Genomic DNA, 25,589 nt, shown 5'->3' with positions numbered 1-25,589 from the left:
CGACGGGGCCGCCGCACACCCCTGTGCCCGCGCTCCGTCCGGCCGGAGGGGGAGTCGTGATGACCGGTGCAGTGTCGGAGCCGTCCGGGCCCGAAGTCCGTACGCAGGCCGGAACCGTGCGCGGCAGCCGGGAAGCAGACGTGGCCGTCTTCCGCGGCATTCCCTTCGCCGAACCGCCGGTCGGGGAGCTGCGGTTCGCCGCGCCGCGGGCGGCTCGCGGGTGGGACGGCGTACGACCGGCCCTCTCCTACGGACCACCACCCCCGCAGGGCGGCCACTTCGGCATGGAGGCACTGTCGCAGGACGCTGCCGACGACTGGCTGACGCTCAACGTCTGGACGCCCGAGTCGGGGCCGGGCGCGGGGCTGCCGGTGATGGTGTGGATCCAGGGCGGCGCCTACACGATCGGCACGTCGGCCCTGCCCGAGTACGACGGAGGGCGCCTGGCCCGGGCCGGTGCCGTCGTGGTGACGTTCAACTACCGCGTCGGCCCGGAGGGCTTCGGACAGTTCGCCGGGGCGCCCGCCAACCGGGGCCTGCTCGACCAGATCGCCGCCCTGGAGTGGGTGCGGGACAACATCCGGGCCTTCGGAGGCGCCCCGGACCGCGTCACGGTCTTCGGCCAGTCCGCGGGCGCCGGGTCGATCGCCGCGCTGCTGGCCATGCCGCGTGCGGCCGGACTCTTCGGCCGGGCCGTCGCGCAGAGCGTGCAGGGCACGTTCTTCGCACCGGAGCTGGCCGCCGACATCGCCGCCGCCTGCGCCGCCGAGCTGGGGCGGAAGCCCACGGTGGGCGACCTGCGCACGGTGGCACCGGCCCGGCTGTCCGCCGCGTGTGACGCGGTCGGCGCGACGATGGACCGGCACGCGTCGCGCTGGGGCGCCGTCGCCCACCGGACCATCCCGGTCGCACCGGTCGTCGAGGGCGACACACTGCCGGTCACACCGTGGCAGGCCGTGGCCGGCGGCGCCGCCCGCGGCATCCCGCTCCTCGTCGGCCACACCCGCGACGAGCAGCGGCTGTTCACCGTGATCGACGGCCTGCTCGGCCAGGTGTCGCCCGAACAGGCCGGGACCGCGCTGCGCCGGTTCGCCCCCGGCCCGGACGGCGCACGCCGGTACCGCGACGGCTTCCCGTCCGCGAGCCCGGACGAGCTGTACGAACGCGTCCAGTCCGACTGGCTGTTCCGCATGCCGAGCCTCCACCTCGCCGAGGCCCAGGCCGCCGCCGGGGGCCGTGCCCATGTCTACGAGCTGACCTGGCCGGCGCCCGGCATGGACGGCGTCTTCGGCGCCTGCCACGGTCTGGACGTCCCACTGGTCTTCGGCAACCTGGACCGCGGCCAGCCTGCCGTACTGATCGGCGACGCGCCCTCCCCGGGGGCGGAAATACTGTCGGCCCGGATGCGCGCCGCGTGGACGGCGTTCGCCGCCGACGGCGACCCGGGCTGGCCCGCGTACGACGGCGACCGGCGTCTCGTCCAGCTCTTCGACACCCGCCCGGCCGTCACCGCCGACCCGGAGCGGACCTCCCGCCTCATCTGGCAGGACCACACCTTTTCCCCGCTCGCGCTGCGGCCCTGACCCTCGCCCCGCCCGCAGGGCTCCGAGCCGGACATCAGGGGGGCAGCAGCGGGCCGCCGTCGGTCTCAGGGAGCCGCGGTCGCACGGGCGCACCGGTCCGAGGAGGACCGCCCGCGCGGCGAGGGCCCCGCGCTCAGCTGCCGGCCGCGCCGAACCACCTCGGCAGCGCGGCGTCCAGCTCCCGCTGATCCTCACCGGCCCACGCCACGTGCCCGTCCGGCCGCAGCAGCACCGCGGGTACGTCCAGTTCCTCGCTGACGTCCACGACGTGGTCGACCCGGTCCGCCCAGCCCGCCACCGACAGGCGGCCGGTCTGGTCGAGCAGCAGGCCGCGGCCGCGGTGCATCAGCTCGTAGAGCCGGCCCCGCTTCAGCGCCACGTCCCGCAGCCGCCGGCCGAGCAGTTCATGGCCCTCGCCGAAGTCGTAGTGGACCGACACCGCGGTGATCTTCTCGATCAGATACCGGTTCACCTCCTCGAACTCCATCAGCTCCGCCAGCAGCCGGCGCATCGACTGAGGGCCGGGCTCGGTGGACATCAGCAGCACCTGCGCGCGGGTGTTGTCCAGGACGGCGGCGGCCACCGGGTGCCGCTCGGTCTCGTAGCTGTCCAGCAGCCCTTCCGGCGCCCAGCCGGCGACCTCGGCGGCCAGCTTCCAGCCGAGGTTGAACGCGTCCTGGATGCCCAGGTTCAGGCCCTGCCCGCCGGTCGGCGGGTGGATGTGCGCCGCGTCCCCGGCCAGCAGCACCCGGCCGTCCCGGTAGCGCTCGGCCTGCCGGGTGGCGTCGCCGAAACGGGAGAGCCAGCGCGGCGAGTGCACACCGAAGTCGGTGCCCGCGGTCGCCCACAGCTGTTGCTTGAACTCCTCGAACGTCGGCGGGACCGTGCGGTCCTCCGCCACCCCCGCGGCGGGCACGATCACGCGGTACAGCCCCTCTTCGAGGGGCATGGCGCCGAACCACAGCTGCGTCTTGCGCACCTCGGTCATCACGGCCGTCAGCTCGTCCTGCGACGCGGTCAGCGCCATCTCGCCCAGCAGCGTGTCACGCCGGCTCGGTTCGCCGGGGAAGCCGATGCCGAGCAGCTTGCGCACCTTGCTGCGCCCGCCGTCACAGCCCACGACGTAGCGCGAGCGCAACTCGCCGCCATCGGCCAGCTCCACGGTCACCCCGTCCGCGTCCTGGCGCAGCCCGGTCACCTCGCAGCCGCGCCGGATCTCGGCGCCCAGCTCGATGGCGTGCTCGGTCAGCAGGCGCTCGGTGGCGGTCTGCACGATGCCGAGGACGTACCCGTGCGCGGTGTCCATCCGCTCGGGCCACGACTTGCTGATACCGGCGAAGAAACCGCCGACCTCGTACCGCTTGCCGAGCGCGAGGAAACGCTCCAGCAGCCCGCGCTGCTCCATCACCTCGATACTGCGCACGTGCAGGCCGAGCGCGCGGACCACCTTGGTCGGCGCCGGCTCCTTGTCCAGTACGAGCACGTCCACGCCGTGCAGCCGCAGCTCGGCGGCCAGCATCAGACCGGTCGGCCCGGCACCGGCCACGATTACGTCCCTCACGGAAACCCCCATGCCACACGCCGGCAAAAGCGTGCGTATTTCGCGAACCCACTTTTTCCGCAGGTTCTGCCTTAGGACGACGATTCTGCGGCAGCACCGGGGCCTTGCCGCAAGCCCCCTGGTGTGCTATAGGTTAGTAGTGGCAGGGAGAGGACGTTTTCCCTGCCCTTTTTCGTGGGCGGTGGCGGCGGGCCGCATCCACCTGTAGGGAGTGCATCTTTGTGAGCACTGGCTCCCGCGGGGGTGGGGATTTCCGCACCCGGTCGGCCCGGCAGGGGGCAGGCCCGCGACCTGATGTGCGCGGGGCCGGGCGTGTCGTATGGTGGATCGGTTCCTGTCCCGAGGTGTCGGTGACAGTGATCGGATTCCTGTTCCTTCTGCGTCGATCTTGAGGTGACGTCCTATCAACCAGGCCATGTAGTCGTCCGCGTTCCCCGCGTGCTGTTGTGTCGCACGTGTCCGGGGGCGGACGTCGCGCTGGCCTGAGTTGCGTCACCCCTCCCGGCAGTTTTCTGTCATTTCCCGGGTGCAGCTCTGCCGTCTGCCCCGGGTTTCGTGTTTTCCGGCCCCGGTGCGGCCGTCGGCAGGGCTCCCCGATTCCTTTGGATCAGGAGTTCCCGTCGTGTCTTCCTCCGCGCTCGACAACGAGCCGCAGCAGACCACCCCGCCCCCGAACCACCCCACACCCGGCCTGTCGAAGATGGGCCTGGCTGCCTGGATCGCCCTCCTGGTGCTGCTGGGCGCCGAGCTGATGGACATGATCGACCAGTCGGTCGTCCTGACCGCCCTGCCCGCGATCCAGGAGTCGACCGGCGCCGGACCGGACGCGGTGCAGTGGCTGACCACCGGCTATTCCCTGCCCATCGCCGTCGGGCTGATCACCGGCGGACGCCTCGGCGACCTCTACGGCCGGCGAAGGATCCTCCTCATCGGCACCGTCGTGTTCACCACGGCCTCGCTGCTGTGCGGCCTCGCTGCCGGGCCCGGCGTCCTGATCGGCGCCCGCGGGCTCCAGGGCGTGGGCGTGGCCATCATGATCCCGCAGATCCTGGCCACCCTCCATGTCACCTTCGAGGGGCGGAACCGCAGCAAAGTGTTCGGTCTGTACGGGGCCGTCATGTCGCTCGCCAATGTCCTGGGCCCGGTGATGGGTGGTCTGCTGACCGAGGCGGACCTGTTCGGGCAGTCATGGCGGCCGATCTTCCTGCTCAACGTGCCCGTCGGCCTCGCCGTGCTCCTCCTGGGACGCCGGTTCATCCCCGAGTCGACCGTGAAGAAGGCCGACCGGCCCGACCTCACCGGCATGCTGCTGTCCGCACTGGCCATCGTCCTGATCGTCTTCCCGCTCAGCGAGGGGCACCTCCATCACTGGCCGCTGTGGTGCTTCGCCCTGCTCGCCGCCGGCCTCCTCACGCTCGGCGTCTTCCTGCGCCACCAGCGGCGCAAGCAGGGCGACGCCCCGCTCGTGACCCTGTCCCTCTTCCGGAGCCGGCAGTTCTCCGGCGGCATGGCCGCGCAGTTGACGCACGGCTTGCTGTGCGGGCTGTTCTTCATGACCTGGACCCTCTACCTCCAGCGCGGCCTGGGCATGAGCCCCTTCCACGCGGCCCTGGCCTTCGTGCTGCTCTCCCTCGGTGAGCTGGCCGGTGCGACGATCGTGGCGAAGAGCGGCGGGCGCTTCGCCCGCCGGCTGCCGCAGGCCGGAGCCCTCATCGCGGCCGCTTCGATGGCCGCCTACGGACTCCAGGCCGCCGCGGGTCAGGCAGACCTGACCCTGCCGGCGATGACCGCTCCGGTGGTACTGATCGGCTTCGGCCTCGGCATGGTCAGCGGCCCGCTGGCCGATCTGTCGCTGGCCCGCGTCCCGCACGAGAACGCCGGAGCCGCCTCCGGCCTGTTCAACACCGCCATCCACCTGGGCATCGCCCTCGGTACCGCGCTGACCGCCCTGGTGTTCTTCGCCACCACCGGCGGCTCGCTCGGCGCCGGACTCAACCGCGACGCGTTCATCACCGTGCTGTGGTGGGTCGGTGGTCTCCTCGCCCTGATGTGGGCCCTGATGTTCTGCCTGCCCAAGCACACGGACGACCCGGCCGACTGAGACAGAGCGCCAAGGCGGCGGCACGGACGGTGCCGCCGCCCCCTTTCCCTGCTAACGGTGCCCATGATCACGCGGAAACCTGCACCACCCGCCGGTCACCCCACGCTCTCCCGCCACGCCTCGTGCAGCTCCGCGAACCGGCCCCGGTTCGCGATGAGTTCGGCGGGGGTGCCGTCCTCGACGATGCGGCCTTCGGACATCACCAGGACCCGGTCGGCCGTCTCGACCGTGGACAGGCGGTGGGCGATGACCACGGCCGTACGGCCGTGCAGGACCGTGTCCATGGCGCGCTGGACCGCGCGCTCGCCGGGGATGTCGAGTGAGCTGGTCGCCTCGTCGAGGATCAGTACGGCGGGATCGGCGAGCAGGGCGCGGGCGAAGGCGACGAGCTGGCGCTGGCCGGCGGAGATCCGGCCGCCGCGCTTGCGTACGTCGGTGTCGTAGCCGTCCGGCAGGGCCGCGATGAAGTCGTGGGCGCCGATGGCGCGGGCGGCCCGCTCGATCTCCTCGCGGGTGGCGTCCGGGCGGCCGATGGCGATGTTCTCGGCGACCGTACCGGAGAAGAGGAACGCCTCCTGGGTGACCATCACCACCGCGCGCCGCAGGTCGGTGGCGGACAGGTCGCGGAGGTCCACGCCGTCCACGCGGACAGATCCATCGTTGGGGTCTCCCCTGCTCGAACGGAGCTGAGAGCTTGGGGAAGGATCGTAGAAACGGGCCAACAACTTGGCCAACGTGGACTTGCCGGCGCCGGTCGAGCCGACGACGGCGACCGTACGGCCCGCGGCGAGCGTCAGGTCGAAGCGCGGCAGCACCTCGCCGCCGGTGCGGTAGGCGAAGCGGACGTTCTCGAAGACGACCTCGCGGCCCGGCCGGGAGCCGGGCCGCTCCGGCAGCGGTACCGGATCGGCGGGCTCCGGGACGCTCGGGCGCTGGGCGAGCAGTCCGGCGATCTTCTCCAGTGAAGCGGCGGCCGACTGGTAGGAGTTGAGGAACATGCCCAGGCGGTCGATCGGGTCGTACAGGCGGCGCAGATACAGTGCGGCGGCCGCCAGGACGCCCAGCGCCAGGCCGCCGGAGGCCACGCGGTACGCGCCCCACAGGACGAGCGCGGCCACCGCGACGTTGGCCACCAGGCGCGAGGAGACCACATACCGGGCCATTTCCAGTATCGCGTCGCCGTTGACGCGCTCGTGGCGGCCGTTGAGCCGGGCGAAAGCGGCGTCGTTGGGGCGCTCGCGCCGGCACGCCTGCACCGGCCGGATGCCGTTGATCGTCTCGGTGAACTTCACGATCACCGCGGCCATCGCCGACGACTTCTCGCTGTAGACCCGGCTCGACCGGCGCCGGAAGGAGCGGACGAGCAGGTAGAGCGGCCCGGCGGTGGCCACGGCCGCGGCGCCCAGGCCCCAGTCGAGGTAGAGCAGCGTCGCCGTGATGTAGACCGTGGCCAGGATGATGGAGACCAGCTCCTGGAGCCCTTCGTTCAGCAGCTCGCGCAGCGCCTCCACGTCGGTGGTCGCTCGGGAGATCAGGCGGCCGGAGGTGTAGCGCTCGTGGAAGTCCAGGCTCAGTGCCTGGCCGTGCCGGAAGATCCGGCCCCGCAGGTCGAGCAGGACGTCCTGGCTGATCCGCGCGGCGAGCCGGATGAAGACGTACTGGAGGCCGCCGGAGGCCGTGGCGCACAGCAGATAGGCCGCGGCCACGATGATCAGCGGGCCGTGCCGGCCCTCGCGCAGGGCGGGCACGGCATGGTCGATGGCGAACGCGACCAGCAGCGGCCCGGCCTGCACGGCGGCCTGCTGGAGCAGGAGGAGGACGCTCGCCACCCAGACACGGCGGGTGTGCGGGCGCAGCAGCGACCCCAGGAGGGAGCGGGAGGCGCCCTTGGCGGTGGGCAGGACGTCCTGCTCGAAGGGGTCGGGTCTGGCGGCGACTGGGGGCGGGGCGTCGCCTTTCGGCGCCGCGCCTGTGGCCGTATGGCGGTCGCTGTCCGTTGGGCTGCCCGTGGCCGTACGGCTGTCGCTGCCCGATGTGCCGCCTGTGGCCGTACGGCCGTCGTCGTCCGCCGCGCCGCCCGTGGCCGTACCGGCATCCGTGCTCGTCGTCATCGCACGCTCTCCCCTTCGCGTCGGACGGCGCTCCCGTCGTCGGCGGCACCGGACATCAGCGCCGCGTACTCGGCGTTCTCCCGCAGCAGTTCGTGGTGGGTGCCGAGGGCGGCGATGCGCCCGCCGGACAGCAGCGCCACCCGGTCGGCTAGCAGGACCGTGGACGGGCGGTGTGCCACGACCAGGGCGGTGGTGGTCGCCAACACCTGCCGCAGCGCGGCCTCGACCAGCGCTTCCGTGTGGACGTCCAGCGCCGACAGCGGGTCGTCCAGGACCAGGAAGCGGGGCCGGCCGACCACCGCGCGGGCCAGCGCGAGCCGCTGCCGCTGCCCGCCGGACAGGCTCAGCCCCTGTTCGCCGACCTCGGTGTCACGGCCGTCGGGCAGCGCGTCCACGAACCCGTCGGCCTGGGCGACGCGCAGCGCCCGTACGAGATCGTCCGGACCGGCGTCCGCCCCGCCCATCAGGACGTTCTCCGCCACGGTCGCGGAGAACAGCGTCGGCTCCTCGAAGGCCACCGCCACCCGGGCGCGCAGCTCGTCGCGGGTGAGCGTCGTGATGTCCGTGCCGTCCAGGGTGATCCGGCCGCCGGTGGCGTCGTACAGCCGGGGGACGAGCGCGGTGAGCGTGGTCTTGCCGCTGCCGGTCGCGCCGACCAGGGCCAGCGTCTCGCCGGGCCGGATGTGCAGGTCGATGCCCTGGAGGGTGGGCGGTGCCCCGGCGGGCGCGTCCGGATAGCGGAAGGTGACGTCGTGGAAGGCGAGGCCCGCCGTTTCGGGGTCGGGGGCGGCCGGTACCGGTCTTCCGCCGGGCGCCGCGCGTACGTCGTCCCGGTCGGCCACCGGCGCGTCCAGCACCTCGAAGTACCGGTCCGTGGCCGCCGCGGCGTCGTTGCTCATCGCCAGCAGGAAGCCGATCGACTCCACCGGCCACATCAGGGCCAGCGCCGTCGACAGGAACGCGACGAGGGTGCCCGCGGACAGGTCGCCGTCGGCCACCTGGACCGTGCCGAGCACCAGCGCCGCCCCGATGGCCAGCTCCGGCAGCGCGTTGATGAAGGCCCACAGGGTGGCCAGCAGCCGGGCCTTGCGCAGCTCGGTCGTGCGCAGCCGGGCCGTCAGCGCCCGGAACGCCCGGGCCTGGCTGCGGTGCCGCCCGAAGCCCTTGATGATCCGGATGCCGAGGACCGACTCCTCCACGACCGTGGTCACGTCGCCGACCTGGTCCTGGGCCCGGCGCGCGGCGATCGCGTACCTCGCCTCGAAGACCGAGCAGAGCACTATCAGCGGCACGATCGGGGCCAGCAGCACCAGCCCCAGCGTCCAGCGCTGGACCAGCAGGATCACACAGCCCACCACGATGGTGGTGGCGTTGACGAGCAGGAACGTCAGCGGGAAGGCCAGGAACAGGCGCAGCAGTTGCAGGTCCGTGGTGCCCCGGGAGAGCAGCTGGCCGGAGGCCCAGCGGTCGTGGAAGGCGACCGGCAGGCGCTGGACGTGCCGGTACAGGCTGTCGCGCATCGCGGCCTCGACGCTCGCCAGCGGCCGCGCCACCAGCCACCGCCGCAGCCCGAACAGGCCCGCCTCCGCGAGGCCGAGCAGGAGCAGATACCCGCCGCCCAGCCACGCCCCGGCCGGGTCCCGCTCCGCGATCGGCCCGTCCACCAGCCACTTGAGGACGAGCGGGATGACCAGCCCGATGCAGGACGCGAGGATCGCCACGAACGCCGCCGTGAACAGCCGCGTCCGCACCGGGCGGACGAACGGCCACAGCCGCAGCAGGGAGCGCACCGCGGAGCGCCGGGGCTCCGGGTGCCGCGCCGTCGCGGGGCCGCGGGCAAGATCGTCGGTTCGGGGACTCGTCACCTTCGCTGTCTCGGCCATCAGCACCGAGAGTACGGCTCGCCACTGACATCGCTCACCGGGTTTTCGCCGGTATGCGTGGGGGATTCGGGACGCGAGGTGTCAGTCCGCCACCACGCGCAGCAGCAGTACCGACCGCTCGGGGACGGCGAGCCGGGTGCCGGCGGGCAGCGTGGTCCCGGGCGGCCCGTCCTGGTCCTCGCGGGAGGTGTCGACGACCAGTTCGTAGCCGTCGGCCCAGGGCGGCCCGGGGAGCGTGAAACCGGCCGGGCGGTGGCCGGTGTGCAGCACGGCGAGGAAGCTGTCGTCGATGACCGGGCGGCCCTCGGGGTCGCGCTGCGGGATGTCCGTACCGGACAGGTACATGCCGAGCGACGGGGTGGGCGCGTACCAGTCCGCCTCGGTCATCTCCGTGCCGCGCGGGGTGAACCAGGCCAGGTCGCGCAGGCCGTCGGGGCGCTGCGGGCGCCCGGAGAAGAACGCGCGGCGGCGCAGTACGGGGTGGTCGCGGCGCAGTGCGATCAGCCGGGACGCGAGCGTGGCCAGCGCGCGCCAGCCCGGGTCCTCCAGGAGCGACCAGTCCACCCAACTGGTCTCGTTGTCCTGACAGTACGCGTTGTTGTTGCCGCCTTGCGTACGGCCCATCTCGTCGCCCGCGACGAGCATCGGCACACCGGTGGACAGCAGCAGCGTGGTGATCATGTTGCGCAACTGGCGGCGGCGCAGCGCCCGGATCCCGTCGTCGTCGGTCTCGCCCTCCGCGCCGCAGTTCCAGGAGCGGTTCCCGTCCGTGCCGTCGCGGTTGCCCTCGCCGTTGGCCGCGTTGTGCTTGTACCCGTACGAGACCAGGTCGCGCAGGGTGAAGCCGTCGTGCGAGGTGATGAAGTTGACCGAGGCGTACGGGCGGCGGCCGCCCCACGCGTACAGGTCGCTGGACCCGGAGAGGCGGTAGCCGAGGTCGCGTACGTCCGGGTGCGCGCCGCGCCAGAAGTCGCGCACGGTGTCGCGATAGCGGTCGTTCCACTCCGTCCACAGCGGCGGGAAGGCGCCGACCTGATAGCCGCCGGAGCCGACGTCCCAGGGCTCGGCGATCAGTTTGACGCGGCGCAGCACCGGGTCCTGGGCGATCACCGCGAGGAACGGCGAGAGCATGTCCACGTCGTGCATGGAACGGGCCAGGGCCGCCGCCAGGTCGAAGCGGAAGCCGTCCACGCCCATCTCGGTGACCCAGTAGCGCAGCGAATCGGTGATCAGACGCAGCACGTTGGGCTGGACGACGTGCAGGGTGTTGCCGCAGCCCGTGTAGTCCGCGTAGTGGCGGCCGTCCGACAGCCGGTAGTAGCCGCGGTTGTCGATGCCGCGGAAGGACAGCGTGGGGCCCAGTTCGCTCGCCTCGGCCGTGTGGTTGTAGACCACGTCGAGCACGACCTCGATACCGGCGTCGTGCAGGGCCCGTACCATCCGCTTGAACTCGCCGACCTGCTGGCCGCGGGTGCCGGTGGCGGCATAGCCCGCGTGCGGCGCGAAGTACCCGATGGAGTTGTAGCCCCAGTAGTTGCGCAGGCCGCGCCGCAGCAGATGGTCCTCATGGGCGAACTGGTGCACCGGCAGCAGCTCGACGGCGGTCACGCCGAGGCGGGTGAGGTGGGATATCGCGGCCGGGTGCGCCAGGCCCGCGTACGTGCCGCGCAGCTCCTCCGGGATGCCCGGGTGGCGCATGGTGAACCCGCGTACGTGCAGCTCGTACAGGACCGTGTCGGACCACGGCGTCTTCGGCCGCCGGTCGTCCATCCACTCGTCCCCGCCCTCCTCCGGGTCCGCGTCGCCGACCACGACGCCCTTGGGGACGTACGGGGCCGAGTCGCGGTCGTCGCGCACGGTGTCGGCGATGTGCTGCTGGGGCCAGTCGCGGACATGCCCGTACACCTGGGCGGGCAGCGTGAACTCGCCGTCCACGGCGCGCGCGTAGGGGTCCAGGAGCAGCTTGGCCGGATTCCAGCGCGCGCCGGTCCACGGGTCCCAGCGGCCGTGCACGCGGTATCCGTAGCGCGTGCCCGGCCGGACGCCGGGCAGGAAGCCGTGCCAGATCTCGTGCGTCAGCTCGGTGAGCTCGTGCGGCGTCTCGCGTCCCTCGTCGTCGAAGAGGCACACCTCCACGGACTCGGCGCCGCCAGCCCACAGGGCGAAGTTGGTGCCCGCCACGCCGTCGGGGCCCGTCCGGAAGCGGGCCCCGAGAGGCTGCGGGCTGCCGGGCCGGACCGGTACGGGCGGTGGCGCGGCGCGGATGTCCGCGTCCGGCGCGGCGGACGGGCCGGCCTCCCGGGCGGGGGGCACGCGGACCCGGTGGCCGTTGACGGGCGCGGCGCCGTGCCCGGCCTCCGTGCCGTTGGCGGCGTCCGGGCCCTCGGTGCCCACGGGCCGCGCCGTACCCCCGGGGCCGCCGCGGCCGTGCTGTCCGCCGCGCCCGCCGTCCTCGCCCCGCACGTCCGATACCGACTCCTGCTCGGGTGCGCTCGACACAGGGCAGCCTCCCGCGGCTCGGGCTCGTTCGGGCGGGCCCGCGCGGCGTCCCGGCCGCACACCCGGCCCGTCCTCCCCTGAGTTCTTCCCGCAACGGGCCGCCGCCTCACGTTTCCTCCGCGCCGGGGGCCTCGTTGATCTGTCCGTGACCTATCGCGGCGTGACATATCGGGACATGGGGCGGCGGATTCCCGTACGGCGGCCTTCCGGGCGTACCACCACCGTGCCGGCGCCTTCGGTACGGCGTACGGCAGGGAGCCGGCCGTCCCACAGCGGCCGGGTGCCGTCCCCGGTGACGGCCGCGGTCCTGACCCTCGCCGTCCTGACGGCAGCGGCGGCGCTGGCCGGCTGCGGCCTCGCCGACGTGGTGGCCGGGGGCAAACCGCGCTCTCCCGAGGAGGCGATCCGGGTGTCGCCGGACGACGGCACGAAGGACGTACGGCCCACCGACCGCGTCGTGGTGCGGGTGCCGGACGGGCGCCTGGAACGGGTCGCGGTCAGCCGTATCGAGGACGACGGGAGCACCCCCGTGCCGGGTCGGATCGCCCCGGACGGCCTGAGCTGGCGCCCGTCCGGGCACGCCCGCCTGGTGCCGGCCGCCCGGTACACGGTGGACGCGGTGGCGCTGGACGGGCACGGCCGCCGGTCCGCCCGCCACACCACCTTCACCACGTACGTGCCCCCGCACCGCCTCGTGGGCTTCTTCACGCCCGAGCACGGCGCCACCGTCGGCACCGGCATGATCGTCTCGCTGGAGTTCAACCGGCCGGTCGCCGACCGCGCGGCCGTCGAGCGCGCCGTCTCGGCCACCGCGCGGCCCGCCACCGAGGTCACCGGGCACTGGTTCGGCGCCCGCCGCCTCGACTTCCGGCCGCGCGCCCGCTGGCGGCCCGGTACGCAGGTCACGATGGACCTGCGGCTGCGCGGCGTACGGGCGGCGCCCGGCGTGCTCGGTACGCAGCGCAAGACGGTCCGCTTCAGGATCGGCCGGGATCAGACCAGCAGGGTTGACGCGGCGGCGCACACGATGACGGTGTGGCGCGGCCGACGGCGGCTGGCGACGCTCCCGGTGACCGCGGGCGGCCCCGGCAGCCCCACGTACAACGGGAAGATGGTGATCCTGGAACGGCACGCGGTGACCCGCATGGACGGGGACACGGTCGGCTTCGGCGCCGAGTACGACATCCCGGACGTGCCGCACGCCCTGCGCCTGACCACCTCGGGAACGTTCCTGCACGGCAACTACTGGGCGCCCCCGCGCACCTTCGGCGGGACCAACACCAGCCACGGCTGCGTCGGGCTGCGGGACATCCAGGGCGGCGGTCCCGACACCCCGGCCGGCTGGTTCTACGAACGGTCGCTGGTCGGCGACGTGGTGGAGGTCGTGAACTCCCGGGACCGCGAGGTCGCGCCCGACAACGGGCTCGGTGGCTGGAACATGCCGTGGCAGGAGTGGCGCGCGGGCTCCGCGCTGCCGTAGAGGCACAGAAACACGGGGAGCGATCCGGCCGACTTCGGGGCGAACCGGACCCCCTTTCGTGGCATCCCGCCCCACGCCTACCACTTGAGGCCGAACGGTGACATCGCCGGGTGAAGCCACTGTCGGTGCGGTGTGGTTACCTATCGGCTGAGCGTGCGTGGGTAGATAGACGCGTACGGGGGATTGCGGGCCGGGCGAGGGAAAAAGGGGCCAGTCGTGAACGTGCAGCAGGGTCAGCCGGTGACGGGGGCGCGACGGGCGGGGCCGCGCCGGAGCGGCGGGGTGCTCGCGCTGCTGCTGGCGGCGCTGCTGATACTGGTCACCGCCTGCGGAGGCGGTGACGAGGGCAAGGGCGGCGGGACCGACCCGGAGAAGCAGCCCTCCCAGGCCAACGTCACGATCACGCCCAAGGACGGCGCCAAGGACGTGGCCACCGACGGCGGCCTGAAGGTCAGCGCCTCGGGGGGCCGGCTGACCTCGGTCAAGGTCGTGGACGACAAGGGCGCCCCGGTCGCGGGCAAGCTGAGCGGCGGCTCCGTCTGGCAGCCCACCGGCAAGCTGCGCGCCGCCACGACGTACAAGGTCGACGCCGTCGCGGTCGACGACCAGCTGCGCGAGTCGGCCCGGCACGCGACGTTCACCACCCTGGTGCCCAAGAACACCTTCGTCGGCCGGTACGTCCCGGAGGACGGCCAGACCGTCGGCGTCGGCATGCCGGTCTCCGTGAACTTCACCCGGGGGATAACCGACCCGGAGCGGATCGAGCAGGCGATCAAGGTCACGGCCGAGCCCGCGGTCCCGATCGCGAGCCACTGGTTCGGCAACGACCGCCTCGACTTCCGCCCGGAGAAGTACTGGAAGCCCGGCACCAAGGTCACGCTCAGCATGGACCTCAAGGGCGTCGAGGGCCGGCCCGGCGTCTACGGCACCCAGACCAAGCGCATATCCTTCACGATCGGCCGCAGCCAGATCAGCACGGTCGACGTCAAGGCGAAGGAGATGTCCGTCGTCCGCGACGGCAAGAAGATCAAGACGATCCCCGTCACCGCGGGCGGGCCGGGCACCGAGACGTACAACGGCCAGATGGTGATCAGCGAGAAGCACGAGGTCACCCGCATGAACGGGGAGACCGTCGGCTTCGGCGGCGAGTACGACATCGCCGACGTGCCGCACGCGATGCGCCTGTCCACCTCCGGCACGTTCATCCACGGCAACTACTGGTCGGGACGCTCGACGTTCGGCTCCCGCAACGCCAGCCACGGCTGCGTCGGCCTCTTCGACCAGCGCGGCGGCGGCGACAGCTCGACCCCGGCCGCCTGGTTCTATGCCAACTCCCTCATCGGCGATGTGGTCACGGTCGTGAACTCCCACGACGAAACGATCGCCCCGGACAACGGCCTGAACGTATGGAACATGTCCTGGGACAAGTGGCGGTCCGGCCGGTAGGGCCGGGTGCGGGGCGGGCGGCCGGGGCCTTGGCCGAAGGGTGCCGGTCCGTCCGGCGTTAACGCCGACTAACCTGCCCCCATGACTGTGAACTTCGAGGTCGCCGAGGGCGTCGGCACCATCCGTCTGGACCGCCCGCCGATGAACGCACTGGACGTCGCCACCCAGGACCGGCTGCGCGAGCTGGCCGAGGAGGCCACCCGGCGCGACGATGTGCGCGCCGTCGTCGTCTGGGGCGGCGAGAAGGTGTTCGCCGCCGGTGCGGACATCAAGGAAATGCAGAACATGGACCACGCGGCCATGGTCCGGCGCTCCAAGGCCCTGCAGGACTCCTTCACCGCCATCGCGCGCATCCCCAAGCCGGTGGTCGCCGCCGTCACCGGGTACGCGCTCGGCGGCGGCTGCGAGCTGGCGCTGTGCGCCGACTTCCGGATCGCCGCCGACAACGCCAAGCTGGGCCAGCCGGAGATCCTGCTCGGCCTGATCCCGGGCGCGGGCGGCACCCAGCGGCTGGCCCGGCTCGTCGGCCCGTCCAAGGCCAAGGACCTGATCTTCACCGGCCGCCAGGTCCGCGCCGACGAGGCGCTGGCCATCGGCCTGGTGGACCGCGTCGTGCCCGCCGCCGAGGTGTACGAGCAGGCGCACGCCTGGGCGGCCCGGCTCGCGGCCGGTCCCGCCATCGCGCTGCGGGCCGCCAAGGAGGCCGTCGACGCGGGCCTGGAGACCGATATCGACACCGGTCTGACGATCGAACGCACCTGGTTCGCCGGTCTCTTCGCCACCGAGGACCGGGAGACCGGCATGCGCAGCTTCGTGGAGGAGGGGCCGGGCAAGGCCAAGTTCCGCTGACGCTGCCGTGGTTGACGGGGCTCCTGAGGTTCGGCGCCGATGGCCGATGCCCCGTGCGGGCGAATCGCGGGATGTGCCGCGACGCTCCGGAGGGGCCCCGTCCGCTGCCCGTTCATCGGGTAGACACATCAGGACACCGCAGGTCAGCCGGGTTTCGGCCGTGCCACCACTGCCGTAGGCATATGCCGAAGCAGCGTGCCGGATGCAGTGATTCCGGGCGGGGTATTCCATCGGTTCCGCCCCCGTGACGCGGCGGTAACAGCCATGATGGGGGCATGGCGGGCCTCGAAGGAACGGAGCAGCCGCGGCCGCGGAGCGGCACGGCCGCCGCACGCTGGGGACTTTCCGGAGGTCTCCCCGGTGTGGGCGCGCAGGGCGGCCCGCCCGACGAGGAGGACCTCGCCGCCAAGGCACTGGAGTTGGTGGGCGACCCCACACTGGAAGAGGTACGGATGCCCTCCCGCCCCGAATCCGCCCTCACCGCCCGCCGGCTGACCCATTCCGTGCTCCTCGGGCGGTGGTCCCTGTCGCCCCAACTCACCGAGCACGCGGTCCTGTTGGTCTCCGAACTGGTCGGCAACGCCGTACGGCACACCGGCGCGCGCACCTTCGGGCTGCGGATCCTGCGCCGCCGTGGCTGGATCCGTATAGAGGTGCGCGACCCCTCCCGCGGCCTGCCCTGCCTGATGCCCGTCCACGAGATGGACATCAGCGGCCGGGGCCTCTTCCTCGTGGACAAGCTCTCCGACCGGTGGGGCGTGGATCTGCTGCCGCGCGGCAAGACGACCTGGTTCGAGATGCGCGTCCTCGACCGCTGAGCTTTCGATGATGCGCGTTCTCGACCGCTGATCCGCCACACCGGCCCGCTCCGGGGCGCGCGGTACGCCCAAACGCGACTGGGGCCCGCCCGCGGCGTACGCGGGGAAGGCCCCAGTGTCGACCGCCGCCGGGCGAAAGGGGTGTACCCGCGGGGTCTGGACGACCTGGCCCGGGTCAATGGGGGGTCGCTGCACCGACTATGGCAGGCCGGTCGCGACCTTGCCAAAGGGGCATTACGGACAGAGCGTACCGAAAGAACATCAACTGCGGGTCGATCCAAGGTGAGCTACGACACCAGCCTTGCATTTAGTGGTTAGGTAATCGATTCCCTCGATGGTTATGCGGCCAAGATCGTGGACTATGCAACCAGTTCCGGGAGGGGTGGACGGTCGGTCGCGGACGGCCGGCCCGGCGATCCGTAGGATGGGCGGCTCACGCCGAGGACGCCGCCGGAACGCCGGACGGGCGCCCTTCGAAGGCGTACGGACGAGGAAGCGAAAGGAGACCAGGGCCATGGAACGCGTACGCCGCTCGGCCGTCGCGACCCTGCTCCTTCTGCTTGCCGTCACCTTCGGACCGCTGCTGTGCCGGGTGGGCGGCGTCGAGGCCGTACCGACGGCGCGCGCCGCCGTGCCGCAGGCCGAAAAGGCAGAGCCTCAGGAGGCGCAGACCGCCGACCGGGCCGCGACCGGACCGGCGACGTACTACGCCATCGCCCAGGCGCCCAAGAAGTGCTCCGGGCAGCACGCCCCCAGCCAGAACGAGTCGGCCCCGGTCCCCACCCCCAACCGCGGCGAGCCGCTGACGCCCGCCGCCACCGGCCCGGCGCCGTTCGCGGCCCACGCGCCCGCCTGCTTCGCGCTCGCCCGCCCGCCCACCGGAACGGCGCCCGCCACCGATCACACCGCGCTCCTGCCCGTACTGCGGATGTAGGCCGCTGTCCGCACGCACCGGCCCGATCCCTTCCACCCCAGTACGTCTGGAGCACGCGCATGCCCACTTCCGCCTCACCCACCCGCAAGATCGCCGCCATCGGCGCAGTCGTCGCCCTGGTGGTGGCGCTCGTCGCCATCGGTATCGCCGTCGGCAAGGCCGTCGAAGGCGGCTCGGACCGCACCGCGGGCACCCCCGGGGCCGCCGCCTCCGTCTCCCCTCAGCAGGACGACGACCAGCAGAATCTGTACGACCAGCTCGCGCGGCAGACCAGCCGGCGCACGGACGGCGACCCGCTCGCCGTCGGCAGGAAGGACGCCCCGGTCGTCCTGGTCGAGTACGCCGACTACCAGTGCTCCTTCTGCGGACGCTTCACCCGCGAGACCCAGCCCGAGCTGATCAAGAAGTTCGTGGACGACGGCACCCTGCGCATCGAGTTCCGCAACTTCACCATCTACGGAGCCGACTCGGAGCGGGCCGCCCGCGCCTCGTGGGCCGCCGGCCAACAGGGCAAGTTCTGGCAGATGCACGACGAGCTGTACGCCAAGACCAACAAGGGCAGCGCGCTCGCCGAGGACAAGCTCGTCGAGATGGCCCGCAAGAGCGGAGTGGCCGACCTCGAAAAGTTCCGCGCCGACCTCGACAGCCCGGCCGCCGCTGCCGCCCTGAAGAAGGACCAGGAGGAGGGCTACCAGCTCGGCGTCCAGTCCACGCCGTCATTCCTCGTCAACGGCCGCCCCGTCGCGGGGGCCCAGCCCACCGCCGTGTTCGAGCAGGCGGTCAGCCAGGCGGCCGAGCAGGCCAAGAAGTCCGGCGGCGCGGGCAAGGGCCAGGGTGCCGGCAAGGCGGAGGAGCCGGCGAAGTGACGGACATCGGCTACCTCGCCGCCTTCCTGGGCGGCGCCCTCGCCCTGCTCAGCCCGTGCAGCGCCCTGCTGCTGCCCGCGTTCTTCGCGTACTCCCTGTCCAACCCCGGCCGGCTGCTGGCCCGTACCGGCGTGTTCTACCTGGGCCTGGCCACCACGCTGGTCCCGCTCGGCGCGGCCAGCACGGCCGCCAGCCGGCTCTTCAACGGCCACCGGGACCTGCTCGTCGCCATCGGCGGCTGGGTGGTGATCGCGATGGGCGTCGCCCAGATCCTCGGCCTCGGCTTCGCCTTCAAGCGCGCCCAGCAGGCGGCGGCCCGGATCACCCCGCGCTCGGCCGTGTCCACGTTCCTGCTGGGCTGCGTCTACGGCCTCGCGGGCTTCTGCGCCGGACCGATCCTGGGAGCGGTGCTCACGGTCACTGCGGTCAGCGGCTCGCCGGTCTACGGCGCCTCCATGCTCGCCGTGTACGCGCTGGGCATGGCGCTTCCGCTGTTCGTGCTCGCGCTGCTCTGGGACCGTTTCTCGCTGGGCAGCCGGGGCTGGCTGCGCGGCCGCGAATTCAGCGTCGGAAAGCTGCGGCTGCACACCACCTCTTTGCTGTCCGGGCTCTTCTTCATCGGAATCGGCGTCCTGTTCCTCACCTTCAACGGAACCAGCGCGCTGCCCGGAATCCTCGACCCGGGCTCGGAGGTCCGCGTCGAGCAATGGGCCACCCGGATCGGCAATTCCGTACCGGACTTCGTCCTGGTCGCCCTGGTCGCGCTCGTCGTCGCGGCGGTGCTGGGCCGTATCGCGCTGCGCCCGGAGAAGAAGCGGGAGGAGTGAGGCGTACGGTCCCGCAGCGGCCGGGTGACCGGCGGCGCGTACGGGGCCATCCGGCGCAGAGGCGGTCCGGCATCCCACGCACCCCGCGGGATGTCGGACCGCCCGAACGCTTTCCGGGCGCTATTTTCACCGCCCATGGACACCCTCGTCTTCGCCGGCCTGCTGGTCGCGCTCCTGGCGGTCGTGGGCAACAAGGGCCGGGCCGTGGTGCTCGGATGGTGGTGGCTGATACTGGCCGCGACCCTCGCCCTGCTGGCCCACCACATCACCAGCAGTCTTGCGCTGACTCTGCATTACTGACCCGGGGAATTCCGTATCGCTGGTCGACGGAATCCCGTCCGTATTGCCGACGGAATTTTGTCCGTGCCGCCGGCCCGCAGAATTCCGCCCCGCTTCTCGCCGCTTCCGACCGCCCGGAGTTGCCGGTTTCCATGAACGCACCCACCTACGCCGGACTGGAACCGGGGCCGCCCGCCATCGTGGCCCGCGGGCAGTACTGGTTCGCCTGCCTTTTCGTCATCGGCTGGACCGGCGTCGTCTGCGGCGGCCTCTTCTACCAGTTCGTACGGTGGGAATACCCCTGCCCGCTCTGCGTGCTCCAGCGGATGTTCATGATGCTGGCCTTCCTGGGGCCCGCGTACATCGTCCGGCAGGGCCTGAACGGCACGGTCGCGCGCCGCGACTGCCTCATGGGCTGGGGTCTGGCGCTGGTCGGCTGCGTCGCCGGGTCCTTCGCGGCATGGCGGCAGACCATGCTGCACATCCTGCCCGGCGACAAGGGCTACGGCAGCGAGCTGCTCGGCCTGCACCTCTACGTCTGGGCGTGGGCGCTCTTCCAGGCGTCCGTGGTCGCGATCGGCGTCGTCATGGCCTTCGCGCACAGCACGGCGGCCGACCGGCATGTGCCGGCCTCCGGTCCGTACCGGGCCGTCGGGCGGTTCGCCCTGGCCTTCGCGGCCCTGGCCGTCGCCGTGAACGTCGTCGCGGTCTTCCTCGAAGAGGGCTTCCACTGGTTCCTGCCGGACAACCCGATCCGCTACGAGTTCTTCTACGACCTCGGCTTCCTGGGCTAGGGCAGGAGCAGGGCAGGCCGGGGCATACGGGGGCGGCGCCGGGCGCCGCCCTCGTATCGGCCGGTACCGGCATGCGCCCGTACCGGCCGTACCGGCACGCCCCCGCTACGCGCTGCGCCGCAGGGCGTGCTCCGACCGGTCCCAGTGGTAGGGCTGGTGCGGCTTGGCGTCCGCGCGGCGACGGCGGTCGTTGCACAGCAGGCACTTGCCGTACCCCGGAGGCAGCGGGTCCTCCGGGTCGCCGTACAGCGGGTCGACGGCGCCGTTCGGATGTATGGCGCAGCCGGTCGGGCCGGTCAGCGTGCTGAGCGAGCTGGCGGCGGTCAGCGCCTGCCGCAGGACGTCGACAAGCTGGTCGGCGTCCCGCCGGGTGGGCGCCGCCTGGAGGGAGGAGGCGATGTCGGATGCGGTCGTCAGCGCGGTCTGGAGTTCGCGCAGGTCTGCGTAACCCATGCTCCGGAGCGTAGGGGTACCCACTGACAGTCGATCTTCCGATCGCATTTCACGGCTTCGCATGCCCCATCCATGCCCGCCTCCGGCCACGAATGCGCACACCTTTGGTGACCATCCCCTTGCCGGAGCATGACAGACGTCACACCCGGCCCGGACGTCACACCCGGACCGGACACAAAGACGGTGTGGGCCGCTCGCAGGAGCGGCCCACACCGTCCGGGAAAGAGCCGGGGTCGCGGCCGGAGCCGCTCAGGGAGCGGTCGGCAGCTCGCGCTTGTGCGCCGTGGCGTGGTAGCGGCGGACGATCGCCTCGTACGCCTCCTCGCCGACCGGCTTGCCCTCCAGGAAGTCGTCGATCTGGTCGTACGTGACGCCGAGGGCGTCCTCGTCCGGCTTGCCCGGGTCCAGCGTCTCCAGGTCGGCGGTCGGCACCTTCCAGACCAGCTCGGCCGGGGCGCCCAGCGCCTCCGCGACGGCCCGGACCCGGCGCTTGGTCAGGCCGGTGAGCGGCACCACGTCCGCCGCGCCGTCGCCGTACTTGGTGAAGAAGCCGGAGACCGCCTCGGCGGCGTGGTCGGTGCCGACGACCAGGCCGTCCTGCGCGCCCGCGACCGCGTACTGCGCGATCATCCGCTGCCGCGCCTTGATGTTGCCCTGGACGAAGTCCTGGTGACGCTCGTCACGGAAGGTGATCCCGCCGGCCAGCGCCGCCTCCAGCGCGGCGTCGCTGGCCGGGCGGATGTCGACGGTCAGCAGCCGGTCGGCCTTGATGAACTCCAGCGCGAGCTGCGCGTCGTGCTCGTCGGCCTGGACGCCGTACGGCAGCCGCATCGCGTAGAACGTCGCCTCGTGCCCGGCGGCACGGGCCCGCTCCACCGCCAGCTGGCACAGCCGGCCGGCGGTGGTGGAGTCCACGCCGCCGCTGATGCCCAGGACCAGCGCGCGCAGGCCCGTGGTCGTCAGCCGCTCCGCGAGGAACGCCACCCGTCGTTCGATCTCCGCCTGGACGTCGAACGACGCGGACACCTGGAGGTCGCGGGCGATCTCCTGCTGCTGGGACGTGGACGCCGGGTCGGTCACGGCTGCTCCTTCGGGCGAGGGGCGCGGTGCGCGCGGTGCTGGTGCGGACACCAAGACTCTATGACGGAGCGGCCCACGTCTTCAGGGCGGCCCGGTCCTGGAAGTCGGCGACGTCCTTGTCCAGCGGCCGGCTCGTGTACTGGTGGAAGAGCCAGTCCGCCGTGATGCGCGGCTGCCCGGCCGAGACGTAGTCGGCGATCCACAGGCCGTCACCGGCGTAGGACGACGTGTCGTGGTTGAGCCAGAAGTCGCGGTTGCAGTAGAGGAGCACCCGGTGTGTGGGCCGCAGCCGCTTGACCTCCTTGAGGAACTGGTCCTTCTGCGCGTTGCTCGCGTAGGTGCCGCCGCCGGTGCGCTCCCAGTCCGCCGCCAGCAGGTCCCCTTCCTCGGACGCGCACTTCTCGACGAAGTACTTGGCCTGGTCCGCGATGTTGCCCGGCCACAGGAAGTGGTAGAAGCCCACCACGCAGCCCGCCTCACGGGCCTTGGCCGCCTGCGCGCTCTGGTGCGGGTTGATGTACGACCGGCCCTCCGTCGCCTTGATGATGACGAAGTCCAGACCGGTCGCCGAATACGAGGGGTTGTGCGAGCTGACGTCGACGCCGTGCAGCATGAGCGGCCTCCTGCCCGACCGAAAACGATCGATTACGATGCGTCACCTGGTGTTATCAGCAGTTCAGCATGTCCACGGCATTCCGCGCCAGGGGTTTGAAGCGAATTTCCGCTGATCAACGCGTTGTTGGTGCCGCCAAGGCCGCCCGTGACATTCTTCGATCAATGGTGACCGACTGTCATAACGGTAGCGATACGTAGGTGTAGAAGCGCCGAATGCGGGGGAGGGGTGCGCGGTCCGGCCAAGCGATCGAAAGGGACCGGCCAGAGAACCGCCCGGGTTCGGCCAGACCACCCACCGGCATGTTTCAGCCGCCCGCGCCCCGTTACCGAGAGCGCGCCCTCCCCGTCCTTGACAGACTCATCGGATGAAGCACGCCGCACGCCCCACCGAGGACGACCCCACCGGCCCGCGCCCCCTGCCGACCGTCCCGGAACGGCCCGGCGTCTCCCGCCCGCTGCTCGTCTCCGCCGCCTGTGTCCTGCTCCTGGCCGCCACCGCCGCACTCCTCGCCGTGCACGACTGGGCCCCGCTCGGCCCGGAGCGGGCCGCCCACGCCTGGTCGGTGGCCCACCGCCCGGACGCGGCGGGCACGGCCGCTGCCGTGGTGACGGCCACCGGCTCCGGGCCCGTCCCGTACGTACTGGCTCTGCTCGCGGGCGTACTGGCCGGCCGGGACGCGCGCGAGCGGCTGCGCGCAGCCGTTGTGGCCCTCGCCGTCCTCCTCCTGGGGCAAGCGGTCCGCTACGCCCTCATGGAACTCATCGCCCGCCCGCGCCCGTACGAGGCGGACTGGGCCGCCCGGGCCACCGGCCACTCCTTCCCCTCCGGCCACTCCACGACGTCCGTCCTGGTGGCCGGCCTCCTCGCCTGGGCCGTACTGGCCCGCCTCCGCGGCGCCGCCGCCCGCCGCCTGGCCTGCGCCCTGCTCGCGGCCTGGGCCGTCGCGGTCGGCGCCACCCGCGTCTACCTGGGCGTGCACTGGCCCGGTGACGTCCTCGCAGGCTGGCTCCTGGCCACGGCCTGGCTCTCCTGCACCCTGCACCTCGTGAGGCGAGGCACCCTGCCGTTCCCACCCGCCTCACCTCCCCCGGCCGCCCCCGAAGCCACACATTGACCCTTGAACGACCCACGGCCTCCCCACGTCTTCACCAAGCCGGGCATGGACCGGTACGGGCGCGAGCAACACCCCCCTGAACTCCGGTCATTCGGTGGCGCCGACGTGCGCACCGCCCGCTCAGGGGAGGCCCTCCATGGAACGTCAGCACGACCGCACCCCGCCCCGCTGCCCCGCCGCCCCGCCCGCCGACCCCACCCCGTGCCAAGGCCCGCACGACGCGGTGACGATCGTCGACCGGCACGGCCGCGAAGTCGCGGGCTGCGTCCACCACTGCGCCCGCCTGCTGGCCGGCCTGGAGGGCGCCCGTGTCCACCCGTTCGTCCCGGCGGTCAGCGCCATGGACGTCTACCTCCGCGCCCGCGAACTCCCACCGTTCGCCTGGGAGATAGGCAAGTAAACGATCTTGTCAGTGCCGGGCCCTAGGCTACCCCCATGACCAAACCGAACGGGGTCCCGAAAGCCGGAACCGCCCCACCCGGCGGGGGATCGGGAGCTGAATCCTCCGCACCCGGCGGCGGACCGGGAGCTGAACCATCCGCGCCCAGCGGGGGACCGGGAGCTGAGCCCGCCCCACCCGGCGGCGGACCGAGATCCGGAACTGTCCCACCCAGCTGGGGACCGGCAGCCGGAACCACCCCACCCAACACGGGCCCGAAAGCCGAACTCGCTTCACCCCCACCCCCACCACCCGCCCAGCCGTACTACGCCCAGCACGCGACCGAGCTGGCCGACCGGTACGAAAGCCTCGCCTTCGAAACCGTGCACCGGGACTTCCTCCCTCTGCTGCCCCCGCCCCCGGCCCGCATCGCCGACATCGGCGCGGGCACCGGCCGCGACGCCGCCGCGCTGGCGGCCCGGGGGCATACCGTCCTGGCCGTCGAGCCGGTTCCCGAACTACGCGCGCTGGCCCGCAGCCTGCACCCGTCCCCGTCGATCCACTGGCTGTCGGACGCCCTCCCCGGCCTGCCCCGCCTCGACGGCGAAGCGGGCCGCCTCGACGCGATCCTTCTCTCCGCCGTCTGGATGCACCTGCCGGAACCGTCCCGCCCACCGGCCATGCGCCGCCTTCACGACCTTCTGGCCCCCGGTGGCCGCCTCTTCCTCACCCTGCGCCACGGCTCGCCCCCCGAGGACCGGCAGATGTACGACATCCCCGCCCACGAAACGGTCGCCCTCGCCGCACAGCACGGCCTCCGCCCCCTCCAGCACGCGAAGGGCATCGACCACCTGGCCCGCGACCACGTCCACTGGAGCACCCTCACCTTCGAGAAGGACCACCCGTGACCACCGACGACTTCTACGCCACCGACCCGTCGGCCCGCGCGTCCTGGCGGCTGGCGATCCTGATGGGGCGCAACGCCCGTACGTACAAGTTCGCCCTCGGCAACGCCCTGCTCCACCACGCGTCCCAGGGCCACACGGAAATCCCGCTGCGTGACCTCGCCGCCCCGTACGCGATGGCCATCCTCGAACGCGGGGCTCCCCAGGCGCCGGGGAGCGGGGCCGAGCTCGGCGCGACGGACTTCCTGACCATAGCGGCGGAGGAGAGCGCGGAATCCCGCCGGCTCGGCCGCCCCACCGACCGGCTGCTGGACGCCGCGGAGCGGTCGATGCCGGGAATGGTCATGGACAAGTTCCACAACCACAACCGCGTCCCCGTGCCGCACCGCTTCTACGACATCGTCGGCCGCGGACGCGCCCGCACGGTACGGCTCAGCTCCGCCCTGGAACAGGTGGCCCGTTCGTACGAGCTCGAAGGTCTCCGTGCCGAGCTGGACGCCCGCTGGAGCATCGTGGAGGGCAGCTTCGCGAGCGGCATAGGGCGCAGCCTGATCGAGGAAGGCGTCTGTGTCGACCGGAGCACCCTGCACATCACGGACCCGCACCGGCGCCGCTCGGTCACCGGTGTCGCCGAGGCCGTGGCCGGGTTCCAGCACGGTCGCTGCCACATCTGCGACGAGTCGCTGGACGGCGACCGCCCCGCCGTCGACCACGTCTTCCCGCACGCCCTGATGCGCCGCTACGCCAGTGTGGGCGGCTGGCACGGCCCCGACCTGGACAGCCTGTGGAACCTCGCCGTGGCCCACACGAAGTGCAACGGCGAGAAGAGCGACCGCATGCCGACCCCCGAAGAACTGACCCGCCTCGCCCGCCGCAACGAGGCGATCATGCGCTCACCGATGCCCCTCCACACGACCCTGCGCCTCACACTGAAGAACGCGATACCTGGCCGGCGAATATCCGACTGGCGCACGTTCCTGCGGGAGGTGGGGAAGGTCTGCGCGTGAGGGC

At 72.3% G+C, this 25,589-nt stretch carries 22 protein-coding genes; 15 read left to right on the top strand and 7 right to left on the bottom strand.

The genetic code is table 11. From position 1 onward, the window contains the following. Window positions 1–59: 59 nt before the first annotated feature. Window positions 60–1,583, top strand: coding sequence for a carboxylesterase/lipase family protein (locus CP984_RS11935; protein ID WP_003986164.1), 1,524 nt, complete (start codon window positions 60–62; stop codon window positions 1,581–1,583). 133 nt (window positions 1,584–1,716) lie between these two features. On the opposite strand, the gene rox is transcribed toward CP984_RS11935, so the two are convergent. Continuing rightward, a complete protein-coding gene (gene rox, locus CP984_RS11930) occupies window positions 1,717–3,144 on the bottom strand; it encodes a rifampin monooxygenase (RefSeq protein WP_003986161.1) in 1,428 nt (475 codons plus the stop codon). 622 nt (window positions 3,145–3,766) lie between these two features. Between rox and CP984_RS11925 the strand changes: the two genes are divergently transcribed. Next, on the top strand, window positions 3,767–5,245 hold the full coding sequence (locus tag CP984_RS11925) for an MFS transporter (RefSeq protein WP_003986159.1): 1,479 nt from the start codon (window positions 3,767–3,769) through the stop codon (window positions 5,243–5,245). 95 nt (window positions 5,246–5,340) lie between these two features. Here CP984_RS11925 and CP984_RS11920 read toward each other — a convergent pair whose 3' ends face one another. The 3 genes from CP984_RS11920 to glgX form a co-directional block, all read right to left on the bottom strand. After that, window positions 5,341–7,356 (bottom strand): ABC transporter ATP-binding protein, encoded by a 2,016-nt coding sequence (locus tag CP984_RS11920; protein WP_003986158.1) that lies wholly within the window; start codon window positions 7,354–7,356, stop codon window positions 5,341–5,343. Continuing rightward, a complete protein-coding gene (locus CP984_RS11915) occupies window positions 7,353–9,239 on the bottom strand; it encodes an ABC transporter ATP-binding protein (RefSeq protein ID WP_078586840.1) in 1,887 nt (628 codons plus the stop codon). Before CP984_RS11915 ends, CP984_RS11920 begins: the two co-directional genes overlap by 4 nt. 81 nt (window positions 9,240–9,320) lie before the next feature. Next, entirely contained in the window at window positions 9,321–11,552 is a 2,232-nt protein-coding gene (gene glgX, locus CP984_RS11910) for a glycogen debranching protein GlgX (protein ID WP_030179000.1), read from the bottom strand. Window positions 11,553–12,018: 466 nt separating this feature from the next. Between glgX and CP984_RS11905 the strand changes: the two genes are divergently transcribed. From CP984_RS11905 to CP984_RS11870, 9 genes are all read left to right on the top strand, one after another. Then, window positions 12,019–13,218 carry a L,D-transpeptidase gene (locus tag CP984_RS11905; RefSeq protein WP_003982887.1) on the top strand — a complete coding sequence of 400 codons (1,200 nt, stop codon included), beginning with the start codon at window positions 12,019–12,021 and terminating at the stop codon, window positions 13,216–13,218. 222 nt (window positions 13,219–13,440) lie between these two features. Next, on the top strand, window positions 13,441–14,664 hold the full coding sequence (locus tag CP984_RS11900) for a L,D-transpeptidase (RefSeq protein WP_226048800.1): 1,224 nt from the start codon (window positions 13,441–13,443) through the stop codon (window positions 14,662–14,664). Window positions 14,665–14,745: 81 nt separating this feature from the next. Continuing rightward, window positions 14,746–15,513 (top strand): enoyl-CoA hydratase/isomerase family protein, encoded by a 768-nt coding sequence (locus tag CP984_RS11895; protein WP_003982885.1) that lies wholly within the window; start codon window positions 14,746–14,748, stop codon window positions 15,511–15,513. A 275-nt stretch (window positions 15,514–15,788) separates the two neighbouring features. Then, entirely contained in the window at window positions 15,789–16,331 is a 543-nt protein-coding gene (locus tag CP984_RS11890; RefSeq protein WP_030179010.1) for an ATP-binding protein, read from the top strand. Between the two features lie 514 nt (window positions 16,332–16,845). Beyond that, window positions 16,846–17,265 carry a hypothetical protein gene (locus tag CP984_RS11885; RefSeq protein WP_003982883.1) on the top strand — a complete coding sequence of 140 codons (420 nt, stop codon included), beginning with the start codon at window positions 16,846–16,848 and terminating at the stop codon, window positions 17,263–17,265. A 59-nt stretch (window positions 17,266–17,324) separates the two neighbouring features. Next, complete coding sequence (locus tag CP984_RS11880; protein WP_003982882.1) at window positions 17,325–18,131, top strand: DsbA family protein; 807 nt, start codon at window positions 17,325–17,327, stop codon at window positions 18,129–18,131. Beyond that, window positions 18,128–18,958: a cytochrome c biogenesis CcdA family protein gene (locus CP984_RS11875; protein WP_003982881.1), complete on the top strand. Its 831-nt coding sequence runs from the start codon at window positions 18,128–18,130 to the stop codon at window positions 18,956–18,958. The genes CP984_RS11880 and CP984_RS11875 overlap by 4 nt, the downstream gene beginning before the upstream one ends. A 135-nt stretch (window positions 18,959–19,093) precedes the next feature. Beyond that, on the top strand, window positions 19,094–19,258 hold the full coding sequence (locus tag CP984_RS41255) for a DUF5993 family protein (protein ID WP_165417087.1): 165 nt from the start codon (window positions 19,094–19,096) through the stop codon (window positions 19,256–19,258). Window positions 19,259–19,389: 131 nt separating this feature from the next. Continuing rightward, window positions 19,390–20,031 (top strand): disulfide bond formation protein B, encoded by a 642-nt coding sequence (locus tag CP984_RS11870; protein WP_003982880.1) that lies wholly within the window; start codon window positions 19,390–19,392, stop codon window positions 20,029–20,031. Between the two features lie 105 nt (window positions 20,032–20,136). Here CP984_RS11870 and CP984_RS11865 read toward each other — a convergent pair whose 3' ends face one another. The 3 genes from CP984_RS11865 to CP984_RS11855 all read right to left on the bottom strand — a co-directional run bounded on the left by CP984_RS11865 (window position 20,137) and on the right by CP984_RS11855 (window position 22,177). Continuing rightward, window positions 20,137–20,484: a hypothetical protein gene (locus tag CP984_RS11865; protein WP_003982879.1), complete on the bottom strand. Its 348-nt coding sequence runs from the start codon at window positions 20,482–20,484 to the stop codon at window positions 20,137–20,139. Window positions 20,485–20,733: 249 nt separating this feature from the next. Then, window positions 20,734–21,564, bottom strand: coding sequence for an ammonia-dependent NAD(+) synthetase (nadE, locus tag CP984_RS11860; protein ID WP_003982878.1), 831 nt, complete (start codon window positions 21,562–21,564; stop codon window positions 20,734–20,736). Between the two features lie 58 nt (window positions 21,565–21,622). Beyond that, window positions 21,623–22,177 carry a GH25 family lysozyme gene (locus CP984_RS11855; protein ID WP_003982877.1) on the bottom strand — a complete coding sequence of 185 codons (555 nt, stop codon included), beginning with the start codon at window positions 22,175–22,177 and terminating at the stop codon, window positions 21,623–21,625. Between the two features lie 367 nt (window positions 22,178–22,544). Between CP984_RS11855 and CP984_RS11850 the strand changes: the two genes are divergently transcribed. The 4 genes from CP984_RS11850 (at window position 22,545) to CP984_RS11835 (ending at window position 25,585) form a co-directional block, all read left to right on the top strand. Next, a complete protein-coding gene (locus CP984_RS11850) occupies window positions 22,545–23,294 on the top strand; it encodes a phosphatase PAP2 family protein (protein WP_003982876.1) in 750 nt (249 codons plus the stop codon). Window positions 23,295–23,430: 136 nt separating this feature from the next. After that, entirely contained in the window at window positions 23,431–23,694 is a 264-nt protein-coding gene (locus tag CP984_RS11845) for a hypothetical protein (protein WP_003982875.1), read from the top strand. A gap of 362 nt (window positions 23,695–24,056) precedes the next feature. Beyond that, a complete protein-coding gene (locus CP984_RS42025; RefSeq protein WP_003982874.1) occupies window positions 24,057–24,581 on the top strand; it encodes a class I SAM-dependent methyltransferase in 525 nt (174 codons plus the stop codon). Further along, window positions 24,578–25,585 carry an HNH endonuclease gene (locus tag CP984_RS11835; protein ID WP_003982873.1) on the top strand — a complete coding sequence of 336 codons (1,008 nt, stop codon included), beginning with the start codon at window positions 24,578–24,580 and terminating at the stop codon, window positions 25,583–25,585. Before CP984_RS42025 ends, CP984_RS11835 begins: the two co-directional genes overlap by 4 nt. Window positions 25,586–25,589 lie beyond the last annotated feature (4 nt).

The organism is Streptomyces rimosus, from assembly GCF_008704655.1.
GTDB lineage: Bacteria > Actinomycetota > Actinomycetes > Streptomycetales > Streptomycetaceae > Streptomyces > Streptomyces rimosus.
Note: the sequence above shows the minus strand (reverse complement) of the source record. Positions and strands in the feature narration are given on the sequence as shown.

What these genes read in the sequence shown, in the direction of transcription:
- CP984_RS11885 (WP_003982883.1), top strand. Translation starts at nt 16,846, where the DNA reads ATGGAACGCGTACGCCGCTCGGCCGTCGCGACCCTGCTCCTTCTGCTT.
- CP984_RS11920 (WP_003986158.1), bottom strand. Translation starts at nt 7,356, where the DNA reads ATGACGACGAGCACGGATGCCGGTACGGCCACGGGCGGCGCGGCGGAC.
- CP984_RS11895 (WP_003982885.1), top strand. Translation starts at nt 14,746, where the DNA reads ATGACTGTGAACTTCGAGGTCGCCGAGGGCGTCGGCACCATCCGTCTG.
- CP984_RS11855 (WP_003982877.1), bottom strand. Translation starts at nt 22,177, where the DNA reads ATGCTGCACGGCGTCGACGTCAGCTCGCACAACCCCTCGTATTCGGCG.
- CP984_RS11880 (WP_003982882.1), top strand. Translation starts at nt 17,325, where the DNA reads ATGCCCACTTCCGCCTCACCCACCCGCAAGATCGCCGCCATCGGCGCA.
- CP984_RS11890 (WP_030179010.1), top strand. Translation starts at nt 15,789, where the DNA reads ATGGCGGGCCTCGAAGGAACGGAGCAGCCGCGGCCGCGGAGCGGCACG.
- CP984_RS11850 (WP_003982876.1), top strand. Translation starts at nt 22,545, where the DNA reads ATGAAGCACGCCGCACGCCCCACCGAGGACGACCCCACCGGCCCGCGC.
- CP984_RS41255 (WP_165417087.1), top strand. Translation starts at nt 19,094, where the DNA reads ATGGACACCCTCGTCTTCGCCGGCCTGCTGGTCGCGCTCCTGGCGGTC.
- CP984_RS11845 (WP_003982875.1), top strand. Translation starts at nt 23,431, where the DNA reads ATGGAACGTCAGCACGACCGCACCCCGCCCCGCTGCCCCGCCGCCCCG.
- CP984_RS11935 (WP_003986164.1), top strand. Translation starts at nt 60, where the DNA reads ATGACCGGTGCAGTGTCGGAGCCGTCCGGGCCCGAAGTCCGTACGCAG.
- CP984_RS11915 (WP_078586840.1), bottom strand. Translation starts at nt 9,239, where the DNA reads ATGGCCGAGACAGCGAAGGTGACGAGTCCCCGAACCGACGATCTTGCC.
- CP984_RS11870 (WP_003982880.1), top strand. Translation starts at nt 19,390, where the DNA reads ATGAACGCACCCACCTACGCCGGACTGGAACCGGGGCCGCCCGCCATC.
- CP984_RS11865 (WP_003982879.1), bottom strand. Translation starts at nt 20,484, where the DNA reads ATGGGTTACGCAGACCTGCGCGAACTCCAGACCGCGCTGACGACCGCA.